A 23,471-nucleotide genomic window follows, 5' to 3' on the forward strand; every position below is an offset into this window, starting at 1 on the left:
CGGCCTGACGGAGACCGCCTGCAGCCTGATCGAGCAGAGCTGGCAGCGGCAGGATAAAAACCTCTACGGCCGTTTCGATTTCGCCTGGTGCGGCACACAACCGCCGAAGCTGCTGGAATACAATGCCGATACGCCGACGGCGCTGTTCGAGGCCAGCGTGGTGCAGTGGGAATGGCTCGACAGCTACCGCAATCACTGCGACCAGTTTAACAGCATCCACGAGACGCTGATCGAGGCCTGGAAGAATTTCGGCCTCTGGGGCCATCGCCTGCACTTCACCTGCGTGCGCGATCACGCCGAGGATTTCGGCACCACGGAATATCTGCGCGATACCGCCGTGCAGGCCGGTCTGGATACCGAGCGGCTGTTCATCGACGAGATCGGCTGGAATGGCACGCGCTTCGTCGACCGGGCCGCCAGGCCGATCACCGTGCTGTTCAAGCTGTATCCGTGGGAATGGCTGCTGCAGGAAGACTTCGCCGCCAATATCCAGCCGAGCGGCGTGAAGATGATCGAGCCGGCCTGGAAGATGCTGCTGTCCACCAAGTCGATCCTGCCGCTGCTGTGGCAGAACTACCCCGGGCATGAAAACCTGCTGCCGGCAAGCTTCGATGCGACCGCCATCCACGGCGCGAAAATCGCCAAACCCTTCTGGGGCCGCGAGGGCGGCGGCATCACGCAGTATGCCGCCGATGGCAGCATCGTGGCGCAGACCGCGCCCGGTGGCGATCCGGCCCCCGAACGCATGATCTACCAGCAGGCGGTCGCGATGCCGGAATTCGACGGCTTCTACCCCGTGCTGGGTGTCTGGGTGATCGCCTCGCGCGCCTGCGGCCTGGGGATTCGCGAGGATCGCAGCCCCATCACCCGCAACACCAGCCGCTTCGTGCCGCACCTGTTTGAATAGGACCTGTCATGATCAGTACCACGACACCGAATTTCAGCCGCTACCTGATCACCCTGCCCGACTTCGCGCTGTATTTCCTCTGCGCGATGATCCTGCTCGGCGCCTTCGTCGTGATCTACACGCGGATGACACCGCAGCATGAATGGCGCCTGATCCGCGATGGCAATGCTGCCGCCGCCGTCTCGCTGGGCGGTGCGCTGATCGGCTTTGTGTTGCCGCTGGGCAGCGCCATCATGAATTCGCTCAGCCTGATGGACATGGTGGTCTGGGGCGTGGTCGCGCTGGCGATCCAGCTGCTGGCCTTCGGCATCGCCCGCGCGCTGCTGACCCGCCTGCCCGAGCGCATCAGCAAGGGCGAGATGGCCGCCGGGATCACCGCAGCCGCCTTCAGCATCAGCATCGGCGTGCTGAATGCCGCCTGCATGACGTACTGAGTCAACGCAGCGCAAAAAAATCTACTTATCACTACTATTCTACAGTTTCAGAGGCTAAGGCTGAGTATGCGAAATGGGGCATGCTTTACAAACAGAGGCATAGCCTCAACAGTTTGTACCACTCATGCACAAATATGATTTCGACAATACATGTCTATGAGTAGAGTTAGAGATGAATTGAAAGCTACTAAAAGACTTTGACCACCAAGATTACCTACATTCGTCAAAATCGAATCAAGATAATAATGAATTAGAGATACGATCCAGAGAGCTATCGTTCATCGTTATAAAAAGACGGATGCTCGCCACATATCCGACATTCCAGCATCCCTCTCAGCTATCCGTTAGCAACCGCGCCAGCCTATCGATACGCCGTCGACAGGACACTGCTTCAGCAAGTCACGCATGAAGGCGGTGCCGGTTTCCGGGCGGTAGTGAAATGGATCGCTATTAAAATAGGCCTCATCGCCCGACCAGTTTCCATCGCTTAAGTCGATGGCAAGAGGGAATATCTGCTTCACCTCTTGTCGCAGACGTTTCATACCCTCCCCTGCCGAGATTTCTCTGAGCAGGGCAAGTTCCGAGCGATGGACCGGATTTAGGAACACAATATGCGGCTGCTTACGTTCAACTAGTAATGCGCGAATGTCGCGAAGGATGGCAATCCGCTCTTCGGCGAAGACAAAATTTCCATAATGCTGGGTACGCAAATTACCCAGAACCTTTTCATGGCTCGGCTTCGTAAAAGGCGCGTCAACCCTGTTTATGCGCCACGGATTCCGCTGGCCGTGAAACTCTAGGCCGGGAGGCTCGTCAGACAGTCGCCGCCAGACCGTATCCAGCGACGCGCTTAGCGTGTCAACACTGGCGAGATAAGCCCAGCCCTGCTCACCCGTTAGATCCGCGAAACGATCCTCACGGAGCATCGCAGTGAACGTGAGATTGAACATGTAGAGGTCGAACCCGATCACGACCAGCTCTTCCTTCGCACCGTAATGGCGCAGGAAACTCAGCAGCTCCTCCGGCATGACGCCGACGAAACCGGCATTGTAGAAGCGCCGGCTGGTGCCCAGTGCCGCAGGGTCGATGAAGCCAACCTTGCTCGAACCCAGCAGCAGGCTGTCATGCGGGTAGACCTGCACCTGCTTCACCTTGGCCGAGCGGTCGTCTTCCAGATAGTGGCCGATCCGGTTGTTGCCGAGGCGATCATACGGATCGATGAAATAATTCACCCCGATCACCGATCCGATTGTCACAACGGCGGCAACGGCGATGACGGTGAAATAACGGATGTCGATCTGGGGCATGGCGTTCAGAAATTGAAATAGATGAATTCGCTGACCCGCCGCAGGCTGATCAGGCAGATTCCGAACAGGCAGCCGGTCGCCGCGGCCCAGAACAGGCTGTTGCGCCATTGCAGCAGGCCGCTTTTGAGCGTCTGCGGCGCCGAGGCATCCATGCGGTAGTTCAGAATCTCGACGCTGTTCGGCGCCAGCACCGCCAGCAGGATCAATCCGCCGATCCAGCTGACCGCCGTGACCGGACTGCCGAACACGCCGTTCGGGGAAATGCCGGTGAAGGCGATGCCCAGCATGGCCGGATCGATGCCGAAACGCATCAGCACCGGCTGCAGCGACAGCGGCAGCGGCACGCCATTGAGGCCGAACATCGAGCGCAGCACCGACAGGGCCGCATCCAGGTTGACGGCCCGGAAGAACACCCACGCAATGACAACCGCCAGGAAAGTCAGCAGCCAGGCCAGCAGCGACCAGCTGCGTCCAAACTGCCGGCCGCCCGTGATGGCGCGCCAGCCGTGATTGATCACGAGATACAGCCCGTGCAGTCCGCCCCAGATCACGAAGGTCCAGCCGGCGCCGTGCCACAGGCCGCCGAGCAGCATGGTGGCCATCAGGTTTGCGTAGCGCCGCACCGGCCCGAACCGGTTGCCGCCGAGCGCGATATAGAGATAGTCGCGCAGGAAGCGCGACAGGGTGATATGCCAGCGCCGCCAGAAATCAATGATGTTTGTCGCCTTGTAGGGCGACAGGAAATTCACCGGCAGGCGAATGCCAAACAGCAGACCAAGGCCGACCGCCATATCGGAATAGCCGGAAAAATCGAAATAGATCTGGCAGGTATAGGCCAGCGCCGAGCCCCAGGCTTCCCATAAGCTCAGGATGCTACCGGCAGCGACGGCATCGAAGCCCGTCGAGGCATAGCGCGCGACATTGTCAGCCAGCAGCACCTTCTTGGAGAGTCCGATCACGAACATGGTGATGCCCATCGCCATGTCGTAGCGCGTCACCGCCGACTGCCCGACCCGGTAGAATTGCGGGATCATCTCGGCGTGATGCACCAGCGGGCCGGCAATCAGATGCGGGAAGAAGGTCACGTAGAGCAGAAAGCGGACAAAACTTTTCTCACCATGGCCCGAGCGCCAGGTATCAACGACATAAGCGATCTGCTGGAAGGTAAAGAATGAGATCGCCAACGGCAGGATAATCGCTGGTACTGGCAAGTCGAACCCGGCGACTGTATTGAGTGAGATGAGAACAAAAGCCGCGTATTTATAATAACCGAGCAAACCTAAATTGGCCGTAACCGCCAGCACCATGATGCGGCGACGTGTGATTGCCTCAAGCGGTTTCGACAGCCACAATCCAATGCCGTAATTGAAACCAATCGATGTCAGCAGCAGCAGCAGATACTGTGGATGCCAGCGCCCATAGAACACCAGTGAGGCCACCGCCAGCCAGATTACCGGTGCTGTAGCGCCAAAACGGCGCAGGATGGCGAAAACCGCCAGCGCTACCGGCAGGAGAAGCAAGAATTCATAGGAATTGAAAAGCATTCAGCTTCTAGCGTTCAGGTTTTCAAAGTCGCAGAATCCTCGAACGGCCGACGGTGCGGTTGATCAGTTTGCTTCAACATTCCCCCGCCGGCCTACTTACCGGCACTTCACCAGGCGGCGGTCGCTCTCGATCGTCTCGTCGAAGGCGACCAGCCGCGTCGGCGTATAGTCGAGGATGATCAGCGCCAGTTCGCGGTCCGGCTCCTGCTCGTCGAGCAGGATGATGCGGTCGCGGCCGAGCCGGTACTGGCCGGTGCGCGGCTCCGCTCCGTCCAGCGTCGAGATGAACTGGCCGTCGGCCTCGAAGGTGATGGCTTCGGTGTCGCAGCGACTCTGGCTCACCGCCCATTTACCGACCACCGATAAGGACTGCGCCGCCGCGCCGGCGTGAGCCAGCGCGACGGCGAGTGCGATGATGATTACCCCCCGGCTCATCATCGTCTGTTCTGTTCAGCGGCCCTTGAGGGCCGACAGGCCCGGATACTTCGCCGCAGAATCGAGCTGCTGCTCGATGCGGATCAGCTGATTGTACTTGGCCATGCGGTCAGAGCGCGCCAGCGAGCCGGTCTTGATCTGGCCGCAGTTGGTGGCGACCGCCAGATCGGCAATCGTGCTGTCCTCGGTCTCGCCCGAACGGTGCGACATCACGGCGCGATAACCGTTCTTGTGCGCCAGCTCGACGGCTTCGAGTGTCTCGCTCAGCGTGCCGATCTGGTTCACCTTGACCAGAATGGCGTTGCCGACGCCCTGCTTGATGCCATCGGCCAGGCGCTTGGGATTGGTGACGAAGAGATCGTCGCCGACCAGCTGGCACCTGGCGCCGATGCTGTCTGTCAGTTCCTTCCAGCCCTTCCAGTCGTCCTCGGCCATGCCGTCCTCGATGGAGACAATCGGATAGTCGCCGACCAGCTTGGCCCAGTACTTGACCATATCCGACGGCGACAGCTTCAGATTCTCGCCGTCGAGATGATACTGGCCATCCTTGAAGAATTCGGTGCTGGCGGCATCCAGCGCGATCATCACATCCTTGCCGGCCTTGTAGCCCGCCGCCTCGATGGCCTGCATGATGAAATCGAGCGCACCGCGCGTGCTCGGCAGGTTCGGCGCGAAGCCGCCCTCGTCGCCCACATTGGTGTTGTGGCCGGCATCCTTCAGCTTCTTCTTCAGCGTGTGGAACACCTCGGCGCCCATGCGCACGGCATCGGCGAGGCTCGGCGCCGCCACCGGCATGATCATGAATTCCTGCACGTCGATGGGATTGTCGGCATGCGCGCCGCCGTTGATGATGTTCATCATCGGCACCGGCAGCACATGGGCTGCCGCGCCGCCGACATAGCGATACAGCGGCAGGTCGGCTTCCTGCGCTGCCGCCTTGGCCACGGCAAGGCTCACACCCAGAATCGAATTCGCGCCGAGACGCGCCTTGTTGGGCGTGCCGTCGAGGTCGATCATGGTCCGGTCGATGCGCAGCTGCTCGCTGGCCTCGAAGCCGGCCAGCGCATCGAAGATCTCGGTGTTGACGGCATCCACCGCCTTGAGCACGCCCTTGCCGAGGTAGCGTTTCTTGTCGCCATCGCGCAGTTCGACGGCCTCATGGGCGCCCGTGGACGCACCCGATGGCACGGCAGCGCGGCCCATGGCGCCGCTCTCCAGCACGACATCGACTTCGACGGTGGGATTGCCGCGGCTGTCGAGAATTTCGCGCGCCAGGATGTCGGTGATGCCGCTCATGTCGGGGGTCCTCTTTAAGACGGATAAGGCCGGAAAGATGGGCCAAAGGGATAGCCCGGCGGGGGGCTTGGAGCAAGGGGTGCGGGGCGCTCAGGCGGTGGCCAGATGGGGATAAATGGCAGTGTTTGCCGCCCTGCCTCGCCCCTCACCCGTCATGGTCGGGCTCGACCCGACCATCTCATGCAGAACGGCGAAAGACCCTCGGCCAAAAGACTCTCCTGGGCCCGAGGGTGACGATGTATGGTTTGTTAGAGCACCAGATTGTGGCTCTGGGGGTCGCGAGTTAATGCCCCGCCTTGGCCAGATGATCGAATTCGAGCAGCTGTTCCAGCACGGCTTCCATCTGGTGGAACGGCACCATGTTGGGACCGTCCGACGGTGCGCTGTCCGGGTCCTTGTGGGTTTCCATGAACACCGCCGCCACGCCGATCGCCACGGCGCCGCGCGCCAGGATCGGCACGAAGCGGCGGTCGCCGCCTGAACTGGTGCCCTTGCCGCCCGGCTGCTGCACCGAATGCGTGGCATCGAACACGACAGGGCAGCCGGTCTCGGCCATGATCGGCAGCGCCCGCATGTCGTTGACCAGCGTGTTGTAGCCGAAACTCACGCCGCGCTCGCACAGCATCACGTTCGGGTTGCCGGCATGGTCGAATTTCTCGACCACGTTCTTCATGTCCCAGGGCGCCAGGAACTGCCCCTTCTTCACATTCACCACCTTGCCGGTGCTGGCGCAGGCCAGCAGCAGGTCGGTCTGACGCGAGAGAAACGCCGGCACCTGCAGGATATCGACATGCGGCGCGACCTCGCGGGCCTGCTCCTCGGTATGCACATCGGTGATGACCGGCAGGCCGAGGCTGTCGCGGATTTCGTCGAAGACCGGGATGGCGTTTTCCAGGCCGAAGCCGCGATTGCTGCGGATCGAGATGCGGTTGGCCTTATCGTAGGAGGACTTGTAGACGAAGTTGATGCCGAGCTTCTCGGTCAGGTCTTTCAGCGAACCGGCCATGTCGAGCGCATGCTCGCGGCTTTCCATGGCGCAGGGCCCGGCGATCAGGGTGAGCGGCAGGTCGTTGCCGATCTCGAAATCGCCGACCTTGATATGGCGGATGGGATTGGGGGCTTCGGTCATGGCTTTCTCCGCTACCTACAACCGTCACCCTCGGATTTATTCCGAGGGTCCATCTGCGCGTTCCGAAACGCGGACGGTTGGGATGGACCCTCGGGACAAGCCCGAGGGTGACGAATAATACTTCAGAAATCTTACTGTCCGAAGACAGCGACTACACCAGCCGCGACTGCTTCAGCGCCGCCTTCACAAAGCTGGCGAACAGCGGATGCGGCTCGAACGGCTTGGACTTCAGTTCCGGGTGATACTGCACGCCGATGAACCAGGGATGGTTCGGCAGTTCGACGATCTCGGGCAGCAACCCGTCGGGCGACATGCCGGAGAACACCAGGCCGCACTCTTCCAGCTTCGCACGATACTTGGTGTTGACCTCGTAGCGATGGCGGTGGCGTTCGGAAATCTTGGTGCTGCCGTAGCATTCGGCCACCCGGCTGCCGGGTTTGAGCGAAGCGTCATAGGCGCCGAGCCGCATGGTGCCGCCGAGATCGCCGGCGGCCGAACGCTGCTCCAGCTCGTTGCCGCGCATCCATTCGGTCATCATGCCGACCACCGGTTCGTCAGTCGGGCCGAATTCGGTGCTGCTGGCTTTTTTGATGCCGGCCTTGGCGCGGGCATATTCGATCACCGCCATCTGCATGCCGAAGCAGATGCCGAAATACGGCACGTTGCGTTCGCGCGCGAAGGTGACGGCGCGAATCTTGCCTTCCGAGCCGCGCTCGCCGAAGCCGCCCGGCACCAGGATGGCATGCACGCCGTCCAGCGCCGCCAGCGCAGTCTCGTCCTTCTCGAAGATCTCGGACTCGATCCATTCGATATCGACGCGCGCGTTGTTGGCGATGCCGCCATGGGCCAGCGCCTCGGCCAGCGACTTATAGGCATCCTTCAGGCCGGTATATTTGCCGACGATGGCGATCTTGACCTTGTTCTCCGGCGCCACCACGCGCTGCACCACGTTCTGCCAGCGCGACAGATCGGGCTCCTTGGCGGCATCGAGGCCGAAGGCCTTCAGCACCTGCACATCCAGCCCGGCCTCGTGATAGGCCAGCGGCGCGGCATAGATGGTGTTCACATCCAGCGCAGGAATGACGGCTTCTTCGCGCACATTGCAGAACAGCGCCATCTTCTTGCGGTCGCCCTGCGGTATTTCGCGGTCGGCGCGGCAGAGCAGGATATCGGGCTGGATACCGATGGAGCGCAGCTCCTTGACCGAATGCTGCGTCGGCTTGGTCTTCAGCTCGCCCGAGGCGGCGATGAAGGGCACCAGCGTGACATGGATGTAGATCGCCTGGCCGCGACCGGCTTCGAGGCCGAACTGGCGGATCGCTTCGAGGAAGGGCAGGCTTTCGATATCGCCCACCGTGCCGCCGACTTCCACCAGCATGAAATCGACGCCGTCGCGGTCGTCGGCGATGAAGTCCTTGATGGCATCGGTGATATGCGGGATCACCTGCACGGTGCCGCCCAGATAGTCGCCGCGGCGCTCCTTGGCGATCACGGTCTGGTAGATGCGGCCGGTGGTGATGTTGTCGGTCTTGCGGCCGGGCACGCCGGTGAAACGCTCGTAATGGCCGAGGTCGAGGTCGGTTTCGGCGCCGTCGTCGGTGACGAACACCTCGCCATGCTGATACGGGCTCATGGTGCCCGGATCGACGTTGATATAGGGGTCGAGCTTGCGCAGGCGGACCGTGTGGCCGCGCGCCTGCAGCAGGGCGCCGAGCGCCGCCGAAGCCAGACCTTTGCCGAGGGAGGAGACCACGCCGCCGGTGATGAAGATGTACCGCGTCATGGGAGCCCTGTTTAACCTATCCATCCGACACAAAAAAGGCTTCGCTCGCGCCGACTCGCGCGATTTCACAAACCCGAAAAGGGTCTTTTAATTCAGGCTATTACAAGCAGCTTACTGGGACAGCGGAACGGCCGGCTTGGCCGGTTCGGCCGGCGCCGCCGGAGTCGTTGCCGGCGCCGAATCGAGAATCGAGCGCGGCTGCGACGGACCGCCGGAGAGAATCGCCAGCACGATGCTGGAGACGATGAACAGGGTGGCCAGCACCGCCGTGGTGCGGGTCAGCAGGTTGGCCGAGCCGCGCGCGGTCATGAAACCGCCACCGCCGCCACCGCCGCCCATGCCGAGCGCGCCGCCTTCCGAGCGCTGCACCAAGATGACGCCGATCAGCGCCAGCGCCAGCAGGATATGCACCACCAGAAGGAAGGTCATCATGGTCTTGAATCTCCGTAAGTCCGGGGGCTTTTACACCCTGCCGGCAGAGAGGGAAAGGGCCTGCCGGCGGCAAGCTGCAAGGGCTTGACTTTTAAAGAGTGTTCTTATATTGTTCTCCATCGATATTCCGCCCGCTGGACAGCGCCCAAACCGTCAGCGGCGCGATGAATCGGACACCTGAAAAGCTCTCCCCACCTGTCATGGCCGGGCTTGGCCCGGCCATCCTTCGGTCGGACACGGTATGACACTGAGGGGTTAAAGCGTTTCTCCACGCTTCTCCGGGGGCACCCTAACACCCCCACCCGTCATCCCCGGGCTCGTCCCGGGGATCCATTTCCATCGCGACTTGGTCATGACCTGACAGAACCGGCGGATGGACCCTCGGCACAAGGCCGAGGGTGACGATCTATGGTCTCCTCTGTCATGCCCGGGCTTGCATGCCCCCACCCGTCATCCCCGGGCTTGTTCCGGGGATCCATTTCCGTCTCGGCGTGGTCATGACCCGACAGAACCGGCGGATGGACCCTCGGCACAAGGCCGAGGGTGACGATCTATGGTCTCCTCTGTCATGCCCGGGCTTGCATGCCCCCACCCGTCATCCCCGGGCTTGTTCCGGGGATCCATTTCCGTCTCGGCGTGGTCATGACCCGACAGAACCGGCGGATGGACCCTCGGCACAAGGCCGAGGGTGACGGTTTTGAGGGGGTTGCATTGAGTGAGAATAAGTCGAACTAAGACTCAGATAAGCCGGCTTAAGCCCCGGCTCAGGCAGGATTAGCGTCCGCTAAGCAGAAATTAGAGTCGCATAAGCGGAAATAAGCACGGCTTAAGCCGGATAAGCCCGATTTGATATCGGTGATATCACCGATATCACCGCGTCGCCGGATCGTCGTACTGGTGGCTGCAGCCCCAGGGATCGCTCACCTGCCAGCTGCCGTCGTCCTGCGGTTCGGCGTAGACCGGGCCGACCGGCACCTTGCCGTGGCCGCCGGGGATATCGAGGATATAGGTTGGCTGCAGCAGGCCCGAGACATGCCCGCGCAGGCGGCGCATCAGCTGCTGGCCCTCGGCGAGCGAGACGCGGAAATGGCTGGTGCCGCGCGCCAGGTCGCCGTGATGCAGGTAATGCGGCTTGATCCGGTTGGCCACCATGGCGCGGAACAGGTCGGTCAGCGCCGCCGGGCTGTCGTTGATACCTTTCAGCAGCACCGACTGCCCCAGCATCGGTACGCCGGCCCCGACCAGTTTGCGGATGGCATTCACAGCCTCCGGCACGAATTCGCGCGCATGATTGGCATGCAGCAGCAGCCACACCGCCTTGTCGCTGGATTTCAGCGCGTCGATCATCTCGTCAGTGATGCGCGCCGGATCGACCACCGGCACGCGGCTGTGAATGCGGATGACGCCGAGATGTGGAATCGCATTCAGCCGGGCGATCACCTCTTTGAGCCGGCGCGGCGAGACGATCAGCGGATCGCCGCCGGTGAGGATCACCTCCCAGATCGCCGGATGCTGGGCGATATACTCAATCGCCGCATCGAGCTGCTCGGTACTCAGGCCTTTGCTCCCCGGCCCCACCATCTCGCGGCGGAAGCAGAAGCGGCAGTAGACCGGGCAGACATTGACGAGTTTCAGCAGCGCGCGGTCGGGATAGCGGTGCACGATGCCGGCGACGGGGCTGTGCGCGGTATCGCCAATCGGGTCTTCGCGCTCGTGCGGCAGCGTCACCAGTTCGGCGGCATCGGGCAGGAACTGGCGCGCGATGGGATCTTGCGGATCGGACGGATCGATCTGCGCCTGCAGATGCGGCGTCACGGCGACGGCAAACTGCGCGGCGACTTTTTTAAGCGCCGCTATCGTGCCATCCTGATCGCGTTCCGTCGCACCCATGGCTTACCTGAAGCCTTTCGCCTCGATGATCGGCCAGAAATCGTTGGCCTTCAGGCTGGCGCCGCCGACCAGCGCGCCATCCACGTCGGCAACAGCCATCAGGCTTTTGGCGTTGTCGGGCTTCACCGAGCCGCCATAGAGCAGGCGCATGCCGTCGCCATCGTTGAAGCGCGCCTTCAGCTCCTGGCGCATGGCGGCATGCACCTCGGCCACCTGGGCCTCGGTCGGCGTGCGGCCGGTGCCGATGGCCCAGACCGGCTCGTAGGCCACCACGGTATTGGCCGCCGTGGCATCATCGGGCAACGAGCCGCGCAGCTGGGCCGATACCACCTTCAGCGTCTCGCCGGCATCGCGCTGCGCCAGCGTCTCGCCGACGCAGACAATCGCCACCAGGCCGGCACGATGGGCGGCCTGCGCCTTGGCGCGCACCATGGCATCGGTCTCGCCATGGTCGGTGCGGCGTTCGGAATGGCCGGCCAGCACGTAAACCGCGCCGGCATCCTTCAGCATCTCGGCACTGAGATCGCCGGTATGGGCGCCCCCGGCCCTGGCATGGCAGTCCTGCCCACCAACACCAATGCCGGTGCCCTGCAGGACCGCCGCCATGGCGGCGACCAGCGTGGCGGGCGGGCAGAGTCCGAGTTCGGCCACCGGCGCCTGCGCCTTCACCTTGCCGGCAAGCGCCGTGGCCTCAGCCAGACTGGCGTTCAGGCCGTTCATTTTCCAGTTGCCGACAATCAGGGGGCGCCGTGCCGCCATGCCAAACCCTCGTGCGAATGGGCGAAAAACCGGCCCTGTCCTAACAAGTTCCGCCCGGAAAGGCAAAGCCGGCGCCTTGCCGCCCCCTGCCCCCGCCTTTAGTATGCCGGCCCGTTCCGGCCCGCTTCGTCAAAATCGGGCTGAGCCTTTGTTTCGCTTCGCTTTTTAGGTGGTTACATGCTGCAGCAGATGCGTTCCGGCGCCGCGTCCTGGATTGCCAAGGGCCTGATGATCCTCCTGGTGTTCAGCTTCGCCATCTGGGGTATCGCCGATTATGTCCGCGGCTTCGGCAGCAGCGGCGATGTCGCCAAGGTGGGCTCGGCCACCATCGGCCAGGCTGAATTCGCCGAGGCGCTGCGCCGCGAAGTGAACGCGCTGCGCCGCCAGTTCGGCCCCGCTTTCAGCACCGAGCAGGCCCGCCAGCTCGGGCTCGACGAGACCGCGCTGAACCGCATGATCGAAGACAGGCTCTATGTGCAGGCCGCCAGCAACCTCGGTATCAGCGCCAGCGACGCGCAGGTGCGCGACATGATCATGAATGCGCCGGCCTTCAAGGGCATGGGCGGCCAGTTCGACCGGCTCGCCTTCGAGCAGTATCTGCGCAACGAAGGCTACAGCGAAGGCAGGCTGGTGGCCGTGCTGCGCGAGGACATCGCGCGCACCCAGCTGCTCGGCAGCCTGTTCGGCAGCGTGGTGCAGGCGCCGACGCCAATGGTGAATGCCGTGCTGCAGTATCGTCTGCAGCGCCGGCTGGCCGAATATATCGTGATCGATCCGGCCAGGCTGCCGGCGCCGGCAGCACCGGGCGATGCCCAGATCGAGGAATACTACAAGGCCAACCCGGCCGCCTTCACCGCGCCCGAGCGCCGCACGGTCGCCTGGTTCGACCTCACCGCTGCCCAGCGTGCCGCCGTGATGACCGTCGATGACGAAGAAATCCGCGAGGAATACAACGCTAACCAGCGTGCCTATGTGACGCCGGAAAAGCGCAGCATCGAGCAAGTGGTGTTCACCACCGAGGCCGAAGCCAAGGCCGCCGCCGAGGCGATCGCCAAGGGCGAGAGCTTTGCCGCCATGGCCGCCCGCACCCAGAAACTGAAGCCCGAAGACCTCTCGCTCGGCCTGGTGACGAAGAACGACCTGCCGGCCGCCATCGCCAATGCCGCCTTCGCGCTCGAGAAGGACAAGGTCAGCGAACCGGTGATCTCGCCCTTCGGTTTCCACCTGCTGCGCGTCACCGCCATCGAGGCCGGTGCCACCCGCAGCTTCGACGAGGTGAAGACCGAACTGCGCAACCAGATCGGCCTGCGCAAGGCCGCCGACGGCATGGTGAAACTGCGCCAGCAGATCGACGACCAGATCGCCGGCGGCGCCACGCTGGAAGAAATCGCCAAGGCGCAGACCCAGCCGATCAAGCAGGCCGACGCCATCGATGCCCAGGGCAGCGATGCCACCGGCAAGCCGCTGGAAGCCCTGCCCAAGGTTCCGGCCTTCCTGAGCGAAACCTTCGACCTCGGCCCCGATGCCGAACCGCATATCATCGACACCGCTGATGGCGGCCTGATCGTGCTGAAGGTGCTGGCCATCCAGCCGGCCGCGCTGAAACCGCTCGCCGATGTGAAGCCGCAGGTGGTGGCCGCCCTGACCGAACGGGCGCGTGCCGAGGCGGCGACCGAGCGCGCCAAACAGATTGCCGAACGGCTGCGCAGCGGCGGCGACCTCGCTCGCGAAGCCGCCGGCATCGGCGCCACCATGCAGCTCAGTGCACCGCTGACCCGCGGCGGCCAGCCGGCCGAGCGCAGCTTCTCGCCTGCCGTGCTCGGTGCCGTATTCAATGCCAGGCAGGTCGGCGAGATCGTTACCGGCCCGGCCGCCGCGCCGGCCGGCGGTGCCATCGTCGCCCGCCTGTCGCGCATCGAGGAACCCGATGCCGCCCTCGTCGCGCGCCAGCAGGACCAGACGGCGCAGCAACTGGCCGGCGGCATGACCCAGGATCTGGTGCAGCAGTACAAACAGCTGCTGCAGAAAGAGATCGGCGTCAGCATCAATGCCGCGGCCCGTGCCCAAGCCGCCAACTTCTGAGGCGGCCGACCTGCCATGAAGATCACGCCCGACTATGCCAGCTTCGCCCAGCGGTACATGGCGGGCGAAGCCCAGGTGCTCTCCACGCAGCTGGTCGCCGATCTGGAAACCCCGGTCTCGGCCTTCCTGAAACTGGCCGATACGCGGCCATGGTCGTGCCTGCTTGAGTCCATTGAAGGCGGCGCCGTGCGCGGCCGCTATTCGATCATCGGCCTGAAGCCCGACCTGCTGTGGCGCTGCCGCGGCCAGAAGGCGGAGATCAACCGCACCGCCCGCTTCGACCAGAGTGCTTTCGAGGCCTGTGCCGAGCCGACCGTTGAGTCGCTGCGCAAACTGCTGGCCGAAAGCCATATCGACCTGCCGGTGAACCTGCCACCGATGGCCGCCGGCATCGTCGGCTTCATGGGCTACGACATGGTGCGGCTGATCGAGCCCAGGGTGCCCGACAACAACCCGGACACGCTCGGACTGCCGGACGGCATCCTGATGCGTCCGACCGTGATGGCGATTTTCGATTCCGTGCTCGACATGATCACTGTGGTGACGCCGGTGCGGCCGCAAAGCGGCATGGATGCGCGCGCCGCCTATGCGCTGGCGAGCGAGCGGCTGAGCGATATCGTCGCCGATCTCGACCGGCCGCTGGGCGCGGTGCGCGACCAGATCGCCGACCTGGATGCGCTGCCCGAGCCGCAGTCGAACATGTCGCCCGACGACTACATGGCGATGGTGCACAAGGCGAAAGAGTACATCGCCGCCGGCGACGTCTTCCAGGTCGTGGTCGGCCAGCGTTTCAGCCTGCCGTTCCGGCTGCCGCCATTCGCGCTCTATCGCGCATTGCGCCGCACCAACCCGTCGCCCTTCATGTTTTACCTCAATCTCGGCGGTCCCTGCCTGGTCGGCTCCTCACCCGAGATTCTGGTGCGCCTGCGCGACGAGACGGTGACGGTGCGGCCGATTGCCGGCACGCGCAAGCGCGGCGCCACCCCGGCCGAGGACCAGGCGCTGGCCGACGACCTGCTGAGCGATCCGAAGGAATGCGCCGAGCATCTGATGCTGCTCGATCTCGGGCGCAACGATGTCGGCCGCGTGGCGCAGATCGGCACCGTGAAAGTGACCGAGCGCAACCAGATCGAACGCTACAGCCACGTCATGCACATCGTCTCCAATGTCGAGGGCAGGATCCGCCCCGATCTCGATGCGCTGGATGCACTCTTTGCCGGCTTCCCGGCCGGTACGGTCTCGGGTGCGCCGAAGGTGCGCGCGATGGAGATCATCGACGAGCTGGAGCCGGTGCGCCGCAGCTTCTATGCCGGCGGCGTCGGTTATTTCTCCGCCAACGGCACGATGGATACCTGCATCACCTTGCGCACCGCGCTGGTCAAGGACGGCACCATGTATGTGCAGGCCGGCGCCGGAATCGTCGCCGACAGCGATCCGATGTCGGAACATGTCGAATGCGTCAACAAGGCCAAGGCGCTGATCCGTGCCGCCGAAGAGGCTGAACGCTACGCCAGCCGCACGGGACGCGGGCAGTAACGGTCGCGGGCAGTAAACCGGGAGAGCGCGAATGGCCACGTCCTTTAAAACCATCCGTGCCCGGGCCGAGAAACGCAAAGGCGCGGCGGCACTGAAAAAACTGCTGCCGAAAGCACCGGACCAGAAGGCATTGACCAAGCTGAAGGACGACCGCGTGCTGGCCGAGATGGCCAAGCGGGTCTTCTCCGCCGGCTTCGTGTGGAGCGTGATCGAGAACAAGTGGGACGGCTTCGAGACTGCCTTCCAGGGTTTCGACCCGCGCAAGCTGGTGCACAAGCCCGATGAGTTCTGGGAAAAGCTGGCCAGCGACAAGCGCATCGTGCGCAATCCGCAGAAAATCCGCAGCGTGCGCGACAATGCACAGTTCGTCATGGATATCGCCGCCGAGCATGGCAGCTTCGGTAAATTCCTGGCCGCCTGGCCGTCCACGGACCAGACCGGCCTGCTGGACCTGCTGGCCAAACGGGGCTCCCGGCTGGGCGGCAATACCGGGCAATACCTGATCCGCTTCCTCGGCAAGGACAGCTTCATCGCCTCGCGCGACGTGCTGTTCTGCTTGCGCGACGCCGGACTGGAGCTGACCGACAAGGGCACCTCGAAAGGCGATATGAAGAAGATCCAGGCCCAGTTCAATGCCTGGCAAAAGGAAAGCGGCCTGCCACTGGTGCATCTCTCGCGCATCTGCGCCATGTCGATCGGCGAGAATTACGATCCCGCCCGGCTGCAGCAGGCAATGGGCAGCGAAGACTGAACCAGCTTTCCCGGCGATTATGGTTAGCGGGGCGTAAACGCCGCTGAAAAGAATTCCGATTATTTTGATAGTTTGTATGCAGAGAGACGCCTAGCCTGCGAGGGCTATGCAACATGATCTCGCCATGCAGGCCACTCTCTGGGAACAACGCGGCATCCATGCCCGCGATGCCGGGCGCCATGCCGAGGCCGAGGGGCATTTCGCCCGCGCCGTGCAGCAGGCGCCCGACCGGCCGATATCATGGCTCGGCCTGGCGCTGAGCCAGATCGATCAGCAGCGCGTATCCGAAGCCATCGCCAGCCTGTATCGCGCCCGCGATCTCTCGCCGCAGTCGGGCGTGGTCAACCATCTGCTCGACTCACTCAACGGCAGGACGTCGAAACGGGCACCGGAAAACTATGTCGTCTGGCTGTTCAACACCTACGCCGCCGATTTCGACAACCATCTGGCCCGGCTTGCCTACCAGGGTCCGGATATGCTGCGGCAGCTCGCAGTGCGGGCCGGCTGGCACGAAGACAGGAGCCGCGCCATCCTCGATCTCGGTTGCGGCACCGGCCTGAGTGGCCTGCCCTTCGTGCCCCATGCGAGCCGGCTCGACGGCATCGACCTGTCGCCCGGCATGCTGAACCAGGCGCGCCGGCGCGGCATCTATGACGACCTGCACCATGGCGAGGCCCATGCGGTGCTCGGCACCATACCGAAAGCGGCCTACGACGTGGTGATCGCCGCCGACACGCTGATCTATATCGGCGATGTGACAGAGCTGTTCCGGCTGGTGGCCGCAAGCCTGAAGCCGGGCGGCAGCTTCCTGTTCACGGTCGAGACCGGCGAGCATGGCTTCACGCTCGCCAAAAGCGGCCGCTACAATCAGGCCGACGCCTATCTGCGCGATTGCGCCAGGGGCCTGTTCGATTGCACCGACAGCATCGACGGCACCATCCGCGTGGAGGCCGGCCAGTTCACCCCGGCCCGCGCCTATCGCCTCACCCGCACCTAGGCGCTTTCACTCCGTCGTCTTGCGATTGAGAAACGGGTTGCTGTAGGCGCGCCCCTTCGGCGGGAAGGCCTTGGCCAGGTAATCCAGGGTCTTGTCCAGATCCTCGCCTTCCAGCGGCGCCATGTTGTGTTTCTCGACCATGATGGTCAGCACCTCGGCCCAGCGCTCGCGGCTGTGGCCCTGCGCGCGGACCAGATCCGAGCCATGGCAGGCGGTGCAGACATAAAACACTTCATCGCGGCTCTCGCCATCGGGGAACACGGTCGGTTCCTCGGGCTCCCGCTCTGCCGGCGTGGACTGACCGAATGAAGATGGGACAAGGACGGCGCTGCCGGCAGCAAAAGCCAGCGACGCCGCCATGGCAACGGCAGCAAACCAACGCGTCATGGATATCCGATCCTCTGCGGTATTCAGGCGGGGATCAGTACGGCGATACGGTGCATCACGTTGCCGCCATAGCCCTGCGGATTCCAGTTCGCCGCCGCATGGCTCTGGCCGCGCCCGGTGCTGTCGATGGCGCGGACCCAGAATTCGTAATAGCCCTCGGACGGCACCGTCAGATCGGCATTCCAGGTCTGCCACGCATACTTGTTCGCCGCCTTGGCCACCTTGGCCTTGCGCCAGGTCTGGCCGTAGTCGCCCGAGACATGCACTTCGGCCACGCTGTGCTCGCCGGCCCAGGCATGGCCGCGCAGGGCGATGGCACGCGTGCCGGCCTTGAGTTCGGTGCCGTTGGCGATGTTGGTGATGATCGAACGCACCGGCATCGATTCCAGGATGCGGAAATTCTTCGGATCGGCCTTGCTGCCCGGAATCATCGGCTTGATCGGCACGCGATAGCTGGTGCCGGTCATGCCCTGCCCGTCATGCTCCCTGTCGCGCACCCAGATGCGGCTGAGCCATTTCTGCGAGGTCGAGCCCGGCCAGCCCGGCACGATCAGGCGCAGCGGCGCGCCGTTGACATGCGGGATCGGCCCGCCATTCACCGCATAGGCGATGATGGTGTGCTCCTCCATGGCCTTGGCCATCGGCACGCCGCGGCTGATCGCCGGCTTGCTGGCATCGCCCGAAAGATGCGTGTCGCGGCCATAGTGGCCGGTATAGACGGCGCTGGATTTCAGGCCGGCGGCGTCCAGCACATCCTTCAGCCGCACTCCGGTCCAGCGCGCATTGGAGATGGCGCCATTGGTCCACTGGTTTCCGCTGGCCTTGGGTTCGAAGAAGCTGCGGCCATTGCCGCCGCATTCCATCTGCAGCGCATAGGTAACCGGTTTGAACTTCTGCTTCAGCTCGCCGAGCGTCAGCTTCAGCGTCTTGTTGACTTCGCCATCGACGGTCAGGTCCCAGGCATCGGGATTGCTGACCGCATCCGGCGGCGTACCATTGTTGCGAATGAAGATTTTGTCATTCGGCGTGATGTCGTCGTTGAGCAGATGCTCGGGCGTCTCGGCCACAAAGGGCTTGTCGCCGAGGATCACCAGTTCGGCCTTGCCATCCATCTTGAGGATTTTCGGCGCGGCACCCGCTGTCGCGCCCTGGGCCAGGGCTGCCGGTATCAGCCCCCCCGGCATGTTGCCGCCGAACGGAATGGCGCCACCGACGGCGGCGCCCATGGCGGCCAGCGCACCGCCCTTCAGGATGCCGCGCCGGTTGAAGACCAGGGCATCGGCCCGCTCGGGATCATCCCGGTATAGTTCGAAAAGGCCGCGTTCCTTGCTGCGCATTGCCATGACGTTTCTCCCTCGGATCGTGCCGCGGTCTGTCGCCACGGCTGCGTATCAGCCTGCCCGAAGGCAGGGGGACATGTCACGCGAAATAAACAGTCTGTTTGTGTGAAAGGTGCGACGCAGCAAAGCCGCTCAGCGTTCCTGCTGCTGGCGCCGCAGCAACACGGTGCTGACCGGAACCAGGCTGAAACCGCGTTCTTTGGCGGTGGCAATCCAGTTTTCCAGCGCCGTCAGGGTACTGCCATGTGGATGGCCGATGGCGATCACATCGCCGCGAGCACGGGCGATGCGCTCCATCGCCGCCAGCTCATAGGCAACACCGGGCGAGCGGTCGTCATCAAGGAAAAGATCGCGTTCGGCCGCATCGAGACCGCGCTGACGCGCCAGGGCTGGACCAGCCGAACTTGGACCGGAGAGGCTGTCGAGCCAGAAGACCTGGCGGCGGCCGATCTCGTCCAGCACCGGCGCCATGCGGGCGGCATCGGCGGTGAAACGGCTGCCCATGTGGTTGTTGACGCCGACATAGTCGCTGAAGCGATCAAGATGCCAGGTGAGCCGGCGCTGCAATTCGGCGGGATCGAGATTGACATACAGCGCATTCGGCCCGGGATTGTTGCGCTTCACATCCAGCGGCTCCATCGGCAGATGCAGCATCACCTCGTGGCCGGCGGCACGCGCGGCGGCGCTCTGTTCCGACAGCTCATTGGCATAGCTCATGAACGACAGCGTCACCGGACCGCGCAGATTGATGGCGCGCTGGGTGCCCTTGCGGTCGAGGCCGGCATCGTCGATCAGGAACGCGACATAGGGCGCCCTGGCATTGGCTGGCGGCGCCACGGCGCGCGCGCGCCAGGCCTGCACCGATCCCTCGCCGGCCGGACGCGCGAAGGACGGCGGCGCCACGGGCGCGGCGGTGAGCTGCACCGGCTGCCTGTCGGATTGCGCGGCCTTGCGGGCCGGTGCCGCAACTGCAGCTGCAGGCGGAGATTTCGCTTCGGCTTTGGGCGGCTCGGGTTTGGCGAGCCCGGCAACGGCGGTTTCGGCTTTCGGCACTTCGGCGGCCGGTGCTGGCGCAGCTTCAGCAATCGGCGCGGGCTTCGGCACCGGCGCAGTTTCGGCTTGCGGCAAATCCATGCGCGGCGGCGCCATGGCCGTTGCCTGGGCCTGAACCTGAGCCAGTTCGGAGATCGGGCGCCAGCCCTGCGACGCATCCTTCGCCGTCATCTGCGGTGGAGCGGACTGCGCGGATGGAGCCGGCGTGGGGGCAAGCGCGACCGTTGCCACAGGCTGTGGCCGCGGCGCATTGCCAACCGCCATACCCATCACCACACCGCCGCCCAGCAATGCAGCCGCAGCGGTCATCAGCGGCCAGTTGGCTGCCAGGAAACCGCGGGGTTTCGGCGCCGGGCGGCCAGCCTGCCCCGTCTGTCCAGGAATCGGCTGTCCCGGCACGGCACGCGCCTGCATGGCGCCATAGGCACCGGCGGCGGATTGGGCCGTGGCGGCGCGGCGCGTCTTCAGCTTGAGGTCTGGATCGCTCATCTGACCCGGTTAAAGGATATTGACGGAAGCGGCAAGACCACGCCTGCAACGCCTTGTCGGCATTGTCGTTTCGCGATGGTTAGGGAAACGTAAAAAACCGCCGCGCGCAGCGACTCGCGGCCATGTTAAATTACCGATATGCAGCCGATCAGGATCGTCACCGAGGACATCACCCGCCTGGCGCTGGACGCCATCGTCAATGCGGCCAACGAGAGCCTGCTGGCCGGCGGCGGAGTCTGCGGCGCCATCCATCGTGCCGCAGGGCCCGAACTGGAGGCGGAATGCCGCGATATTGGCGGCTGCCCGACCGGCGAAGCCCGCATCACGCGCAGCTACCGCCTGCCGGCCCGGCATGTGATCCATACGGTCGGTCCGGTCTGGCGCGGCGGCACCGCCAACGAAGCTGAGCTGTTGGCGCGGTGCTATCGCAGCAGCCTGGCGCTGGCGCGCAAGCATGGCGTGAACAGCATCGCCTTTCCGGCAATCTCGACCGGCATCTACGGCTATCCGCTGGCACCGGCCGCCGCGATTGCAATCCGCGAAGTGCGCGCCTGGCTCGCGAGCGAGGGACTGCCGCGCAGCGTGACCTTCTGCTGCTTCTCGGCCGAGGTGGCGGCAGTTTACTCCGCCGCCCTCGCCTCCGCCTCCGCCTGATCGATCCGGAAGAAGGTGATCGAGGCGGCAAGCTCCTTGGCCTGATCGGCAAGCGACTGCGCCGAAGCCGTGGTTTCTTCGACCAGCGCGCCGTTGCGCTGGGTCATCTCGTCCATCTGCGTCACGGCGTCGTTGATCTCGTCGAGTCCCGAGGCCTGCTCCTGGCTGGCGATCGAGATTTCCTCGATGATGCCGGCCACGCGTTTCACCGCATCGACAATCTCGGTCAGGCTGCCGCCGGCTTCATTCACCAGCTTGGCGCCGTCGCGCACCTGGCTGTTGGACGCCGAGATCAGCGCCTTGATCTCCTTCGAGGCATCGGCCGAACGCTGCGCCAGGCCGCGCACTTCCTGCGCCACCACAGCAAAGCCCTTGCCCGCTTCACCCGCGCGTGCTGCCTCAACGCTGGCATTCAGCGCCAGCAGATTGGTCTGGAAGGCGATCTCGTCGATCAGGCCGACGATATCGACGATCTTGCGTGCGCTGCCTTCGATCTCGCCCATCGCCTGTACGGCGCGCCCCACCACGCCGCCGCCCTTGTCGGCGGTCTCGCGCGCCGTCGCCGCCAGGTTGCTGGCCTGCCGCGCATTATCGGCATTGTGGCGCACGGTGGCGGTGATCTCCTCCATCGACGCGGCGGTGCGCTGCAGGCTGGCGGCCTGCTGCTCGGTGCGCTGCGCCAGATCGTTGCTGCCGACGGAAATCTCCGAGGCCGCGTCGCGCACATTGCCGGCCGTCAGGCTCAGGCGGCCGACGATATCGGCCAGCTTCTCGGCCAGCGTGTTGGCATCATTGGCAAGCTGCTGGAACAGGCCGCGATGGCCACCGCCGATGCGATGGGTCAGATCGCCCTGCGCCAGCGCCCCCAGCATGCTGCCGAGATCGTTGAGCGCGCGTTCCACGGTGCCGAGCAGATCGTTGACGCCGCCGCCAAGCCGCTGCATCACGCCCTGCAGCGCATCGGCATCGATACGCCGCGTCAGGTCGCCGGCGGTGGCGGCCGAAACGATCTGGCCGATCGCCTGCTCCAGCAATTCTTCCTGTGCCTTGCGCTCGCGTTCGAAGGTTTCGCGGTCGCTCTCGACCTGGCGCTGCAGCGCCTCGTTCTCCTGCCCGTTGGTCTTCAATACCTCGACGGCCCGCGCCATTTCGCCGATCTCGTCGCTGCGGCCGGTCTCGGCCAGTTCGACCGACCAGTCGCGATCGGCCAGCCGCCGCGTCGCCACAGTCATGCGGGCAATCGGCGCCGAGATCTGCGGTCCGATGAACAGCACGCCGATCAGCGCGGCAATCACCAGGCAGAGCACGGTGATGACCACCAGCACGATCTGTGCCGTCGAAGCCTGGCCGGCGGCATGGTCGGCTGCCGTGTCGGCGGCCGCGGTGGCAGCCGCCACCAGCCCATCCACCTTGGTCGACAGCTCGGTGGCGGCATTGCGCGCCTGGGTCAGCGCGAATCCGGCCGTGGTGATGGTGCGGATTTCGCCGCGCCGGATGCCGAACATGCTTTCCGTGCCCTGGCCGTAACCGAGCAGCTTGCCGGCGGTAGCCTTCAGCTCGCTGATATCGAAATGTTTGCCGGCCCAGTCGAGCTCTTCGAGCGCCGAACTGTTCAGCTTGGCGAATTCGGTGAACAGCTTGTCGAGTTCGGGATTGCTCGGCGCCTGCGCCGCCACCGAAAGTGTGGCGACCAGCTGGTTGAGCGCATTGCCGGCCGCGATCAGCGCATTGGCGGCATCGGCGGTTTCGGGCTTTGCATTCGGCTGGCGCAGTTCGTAGATGGCGCGATCCAGCGATGGCTGCATGAGCGCCTGGAACGCAATGTAGTCGGCGCTCAGCCGGCCCTGCATCTCCTCGCGCTGCTGCGCATAGCCCAGCCGCGCATTCACCGAACGGTTGATCTGCGCCACCATCGTATTGAGCATGCCGACCGATTTTTCGATCTCGGCGATCTGCTCTGCCTCGCTCTCGCCCGAAGCCGCCTTCACGGTCTCGACCGACTGCGTCAGCCGCGCCTGCTTGGCCTTGAGGTCGGCCAGCGCCTTCTCGCGCTCCGCATCGCTGGCCGCGCTGGCCAGCACCGGGGCCCCGGCGGTCAGTTCGGAACTGAGCGAAGACAGATTGAGGGCGGTGATCACCGCCGGCAGATTGGTGGTGGTGATGCCGGCATAGCTGCCCTGCACCCGGCCGAAGAACAGGCCGCCGATCACGTTGGATATCAATGTCAGTGCGGCCAGCACACCGATGGCAAGATTCAGCTTCTGCC

General features: G+C 64.2%; 20 protein-coding genes. 7 read left to right on the forward strand and 13 right to left on the reverse strand.

The genetic code is table 11. The features are described 5' to 3' along the window. A partial coding sequence (locus tag OJJ21_RS00130; RefSeq protein WP_297682128.1) for a glutathionylspermidine synthase family protein occupies positions 1–907 on the forward strand: 907 nt, incomplete at its 5' end. A gap of 8 nt (positions 908–915) precedes the next feature. After that, positions 916–1,341, forward strand: coding sequence for a DUF350 domain-containing protein (locus tag OJJ21_RS00135; RefSeq protein WP_297682131.1), 426 nt, complete (start codon positions 916–918; stop codon positions 1,339–1,341). A gap of 344 nt (positions 1,342–1,685) precedes the next feature. On the opposite strand, the gene OJJ21_RS00140 is transcribed toward OJJ21_RS00135, so the two are convergent. The 9 genes from OJJ21_RS00140 to tpiA form a co-directional block, all read right to left on the reverse strand. Beyond that, complete coding sequence (locus OJJ21_RS00140; RefSeq protein WP_297682133.1) at positions 1,686–2,648, reverse strand: hypothetical protein; 963 nt, start codon at positions 2,646–2,648, stop codon at positions 1,686–1,688. A gap of 5 nt (positions 2,649–2,653) precedes the next feature. Next, a complete protein-coding gene (locus OJJ21_RS00145) occupies positions 2,654–4,192 on the reverse strand; it encodes an MBOAT family O-acyltransferase (protein WP_297682135.1) in 1,539 nt (512 codons plus the stop codon). Positions 4,193–4,288: 96 nt separating this feature from the next. Further along, positions 4,289–4,630, reverse strand: a complete 342-nt coding sequence (locus OJJ21_RS00150) for a hypothetical protein (protein ID WP_297682136.1) — start codon at positions 4,628–4,630, stop codon at positions 4,289–4,291. A 12-nt stretch (positions 4,631–4,642) separates the two neighbouring features. After that, entirely contained in the window at positions 4,643–5,923 is a 1,281-nt protein-coding gene (eno, locus tag OJJ21_RS00155; RefSeq protein ID WP_297682137.1) for a phosphopyruvate hydratase, read from the reverse strand. Between the two features lie 283 nt (positions 5,924–6,206). After that, a complete protein-coding gene (gene kdsA / locus OJJ21_RS00160) occupies positions 6,207–7,052 on the reverse strand; it encodes a 3-deoxy-8-phosphooctulonate synthase (RefSeq protein ID WP_297682138.1) in 846 nt (281 codons plus the stop codon). A gap of 151 nt (positions 7,053–7,203) precedes the next feature. Beyond that, entirely contained in the window at positions 7,204–8,835 is a 1,632-nt protein-coding gene (locus OJJ21_RS00165) for a CTP synthase (RefSeq protein WP_297682140.1), read from the reverse strand. A gap of 111 nt (positions 8,836–8,946) precedes the next feature. Beyond that, positions 8,947–9,267 (reverse strand): preprotein translocase subunit SecG, encoded by a 321-nt coding sequence (gene secG, locus OJJ21_RS00170; protein WP_297682142.1) that lies wholly within the window; start codon positions 9,265–9,267, stop codon positions 8,947–8,949. A gap of 870 nt (positions 9,268–10,137) precedes the next feature. Continuing rightward, on the reverse strand, positions 10,138–11,157 hold the full coding sequence (locus OJJ21_RS00175; RefSeq protein WP_297682144.1) for a lysine-2,3-aminomutase-like protein: 1,020 nt from the start codon (positions 11,155–11,157) through the stop codon (positions 10,138–10,140). 3 nt (positions 11,158–11,160) lie between these two features. Next, positions 11,161–11,916, reverse strand: coding sequence for a triose-phosphate isomerase (tpiA, locus tag OJJ21_RS00180; RefSeq protein ID WP_297682146.1), 756 nt, complete (start codon positions 11,914–11,916; stop codon positions 11,161–11,163). A gap of 177 nt (positions 11,917–12,093) precedes the next feature. Between tpiA and OJJ21_RS00185 the strand changes: the two genes are divergently transcribed. The 4 genes from OJJ21_RS00185 to OJJ21_RS00200 all read left to right on the forward strand — a co-directional run bounded on the left by OJJ21_RS00185 (position 12,094) and on the right by OJJ21_RS00200 (position 17,282). Beyond that, the gene (locus tag OJJ21_RS00185) at positions 12,094–13,998 is read left to right on the forward strand and encodes a peptidylprolyl isomerase (RefSeq protein ID WP_297682148.1); all 1,905 of its coding nucleotides are present in this window, start codon (positions 12,094–12,096) and stop codon (positions 13,996–13,998) included. 15 nt (positions 13,999–14,013) lie between these two features. Next, the gene (gene trpE, locus OJJ21_RS00190) at positions 14,014–15,534 is read left to right on the forward strand and encodes an anthranilate synthase component I (protein ID WP_297682150.1); all 1,521 of its coding nucleotides are present in this window, start codon (positions 14,014–14,016) and stop codon (positions 15,532–15,534) included. A 31-nt stretch (positions 15,535–15,565) separates the two neighbouring features. Continuing rightward, entirely contained in the window at positions 15,566–16,285 is a 720-nt protein-coding gene (locus tag OJJ21_RS00195) for a DNA-3-methyladenine glycosylase I (RefSeq protein ID WP_297682152.1), read from the forward strand. 124 nt (positions 16,286–16,409) lie between these two features. After that, the gene (locus OJJ21_RS00200; protein ID WP_297682154.1) at positions 16,410–17,282 is read left to right on the forward strand and encodes a methyltransferase domain-containing protein; all 873 of its coding nucleotides are present in this window, start codon (positions 16,410–16,412) and stop codon (positions 17,280–17,282) included. A gap of 6 nt (positions 17,283–17,288) precedes the next feature. Here the strand turns inward: OJJ21_RS00200 and OJJ21_RS00205 are convergent, their stop codons facing one another. The 3 genes from OJJ21_RS00205 to OJJ21_RS00215 form a co-directional block, all read right to left on the reverse strand. Then, on the reverse strand, positions 17,289–17,669 hold the full coding sequence (locus tag OJJ21_RS00205; protein ID WP_297682156.1) for a hypothetical protein: 381 nt from the start codon (positions 17,667–17,669) through the stop codon (positions 17,289–17,291). A gap of 23 nt (positions 17,670–17,692) precedes the next feature. Then, positions 17,693–19,012, reverse strand: coding sequence for a sulfite oxidase (locus OJJ21_RS00210; protein ID WP_297682158.1), 1,320 nt, complete (start codon positions 19,010–19,012; stop codon positions 17,693–17,695). A gap of 129 nt (positions 19,013–19,141) precedes the next feature. Further along, positions 19,142–20,551, reverse strand: coding sequence for a divergent polysaccharide deacetylase family protein (locus OJJ21_RS00215; RefSeq protein ID WP_297682160.1), 1,410 nt, complete (start codon positions 20,549–20,551; stop codon positions 19,142–19,144). A gap of 138 nt (positions 20,552–20,689) precedes the next feature. Between OJJ21_RS00215 and OJJ21_RS00220 the strand changes: the two genes are divergently transcribed. Further along, positions 20,690–21,205 (forward strand): O-acetyl-ADP-ribose deacetylase, encoded by a 516-nt coding sequence (locus OJJ21_RS00220; protein WP_297682161.1) that lies wholly within the window; start codon positions 20,690–20,692, stop codon positions 21,203–21,205. Here the strand turns inward: OJJ21_RS00220 and OJJ21_RS00225 are convergent. Beyond that, a partial coding sequence (locus tag OJJ21_RS00225) for a methyl-accepting chemotaxis protein (RefSeq protein ID WP_297682163.1) occupies positions 21,172–23,471 on the reverse strand: 2,300 nt, incomplete at its 5' end. The two genes, OJJ21_RS00220 and OJJ21_RS00225, sit on opposite strands and share 34 nt — an antisense overlap.

Origin of the sequence: Ferrovibrio sp. (assembly GCF_025869515.1) — a bacterium.
Classification (GTDB): Bacteria; Pseudomonadota; Alphaproteobacteria; order Ferrovibrionales; family Ferrovibrionaceae; genus Ferrovibrio.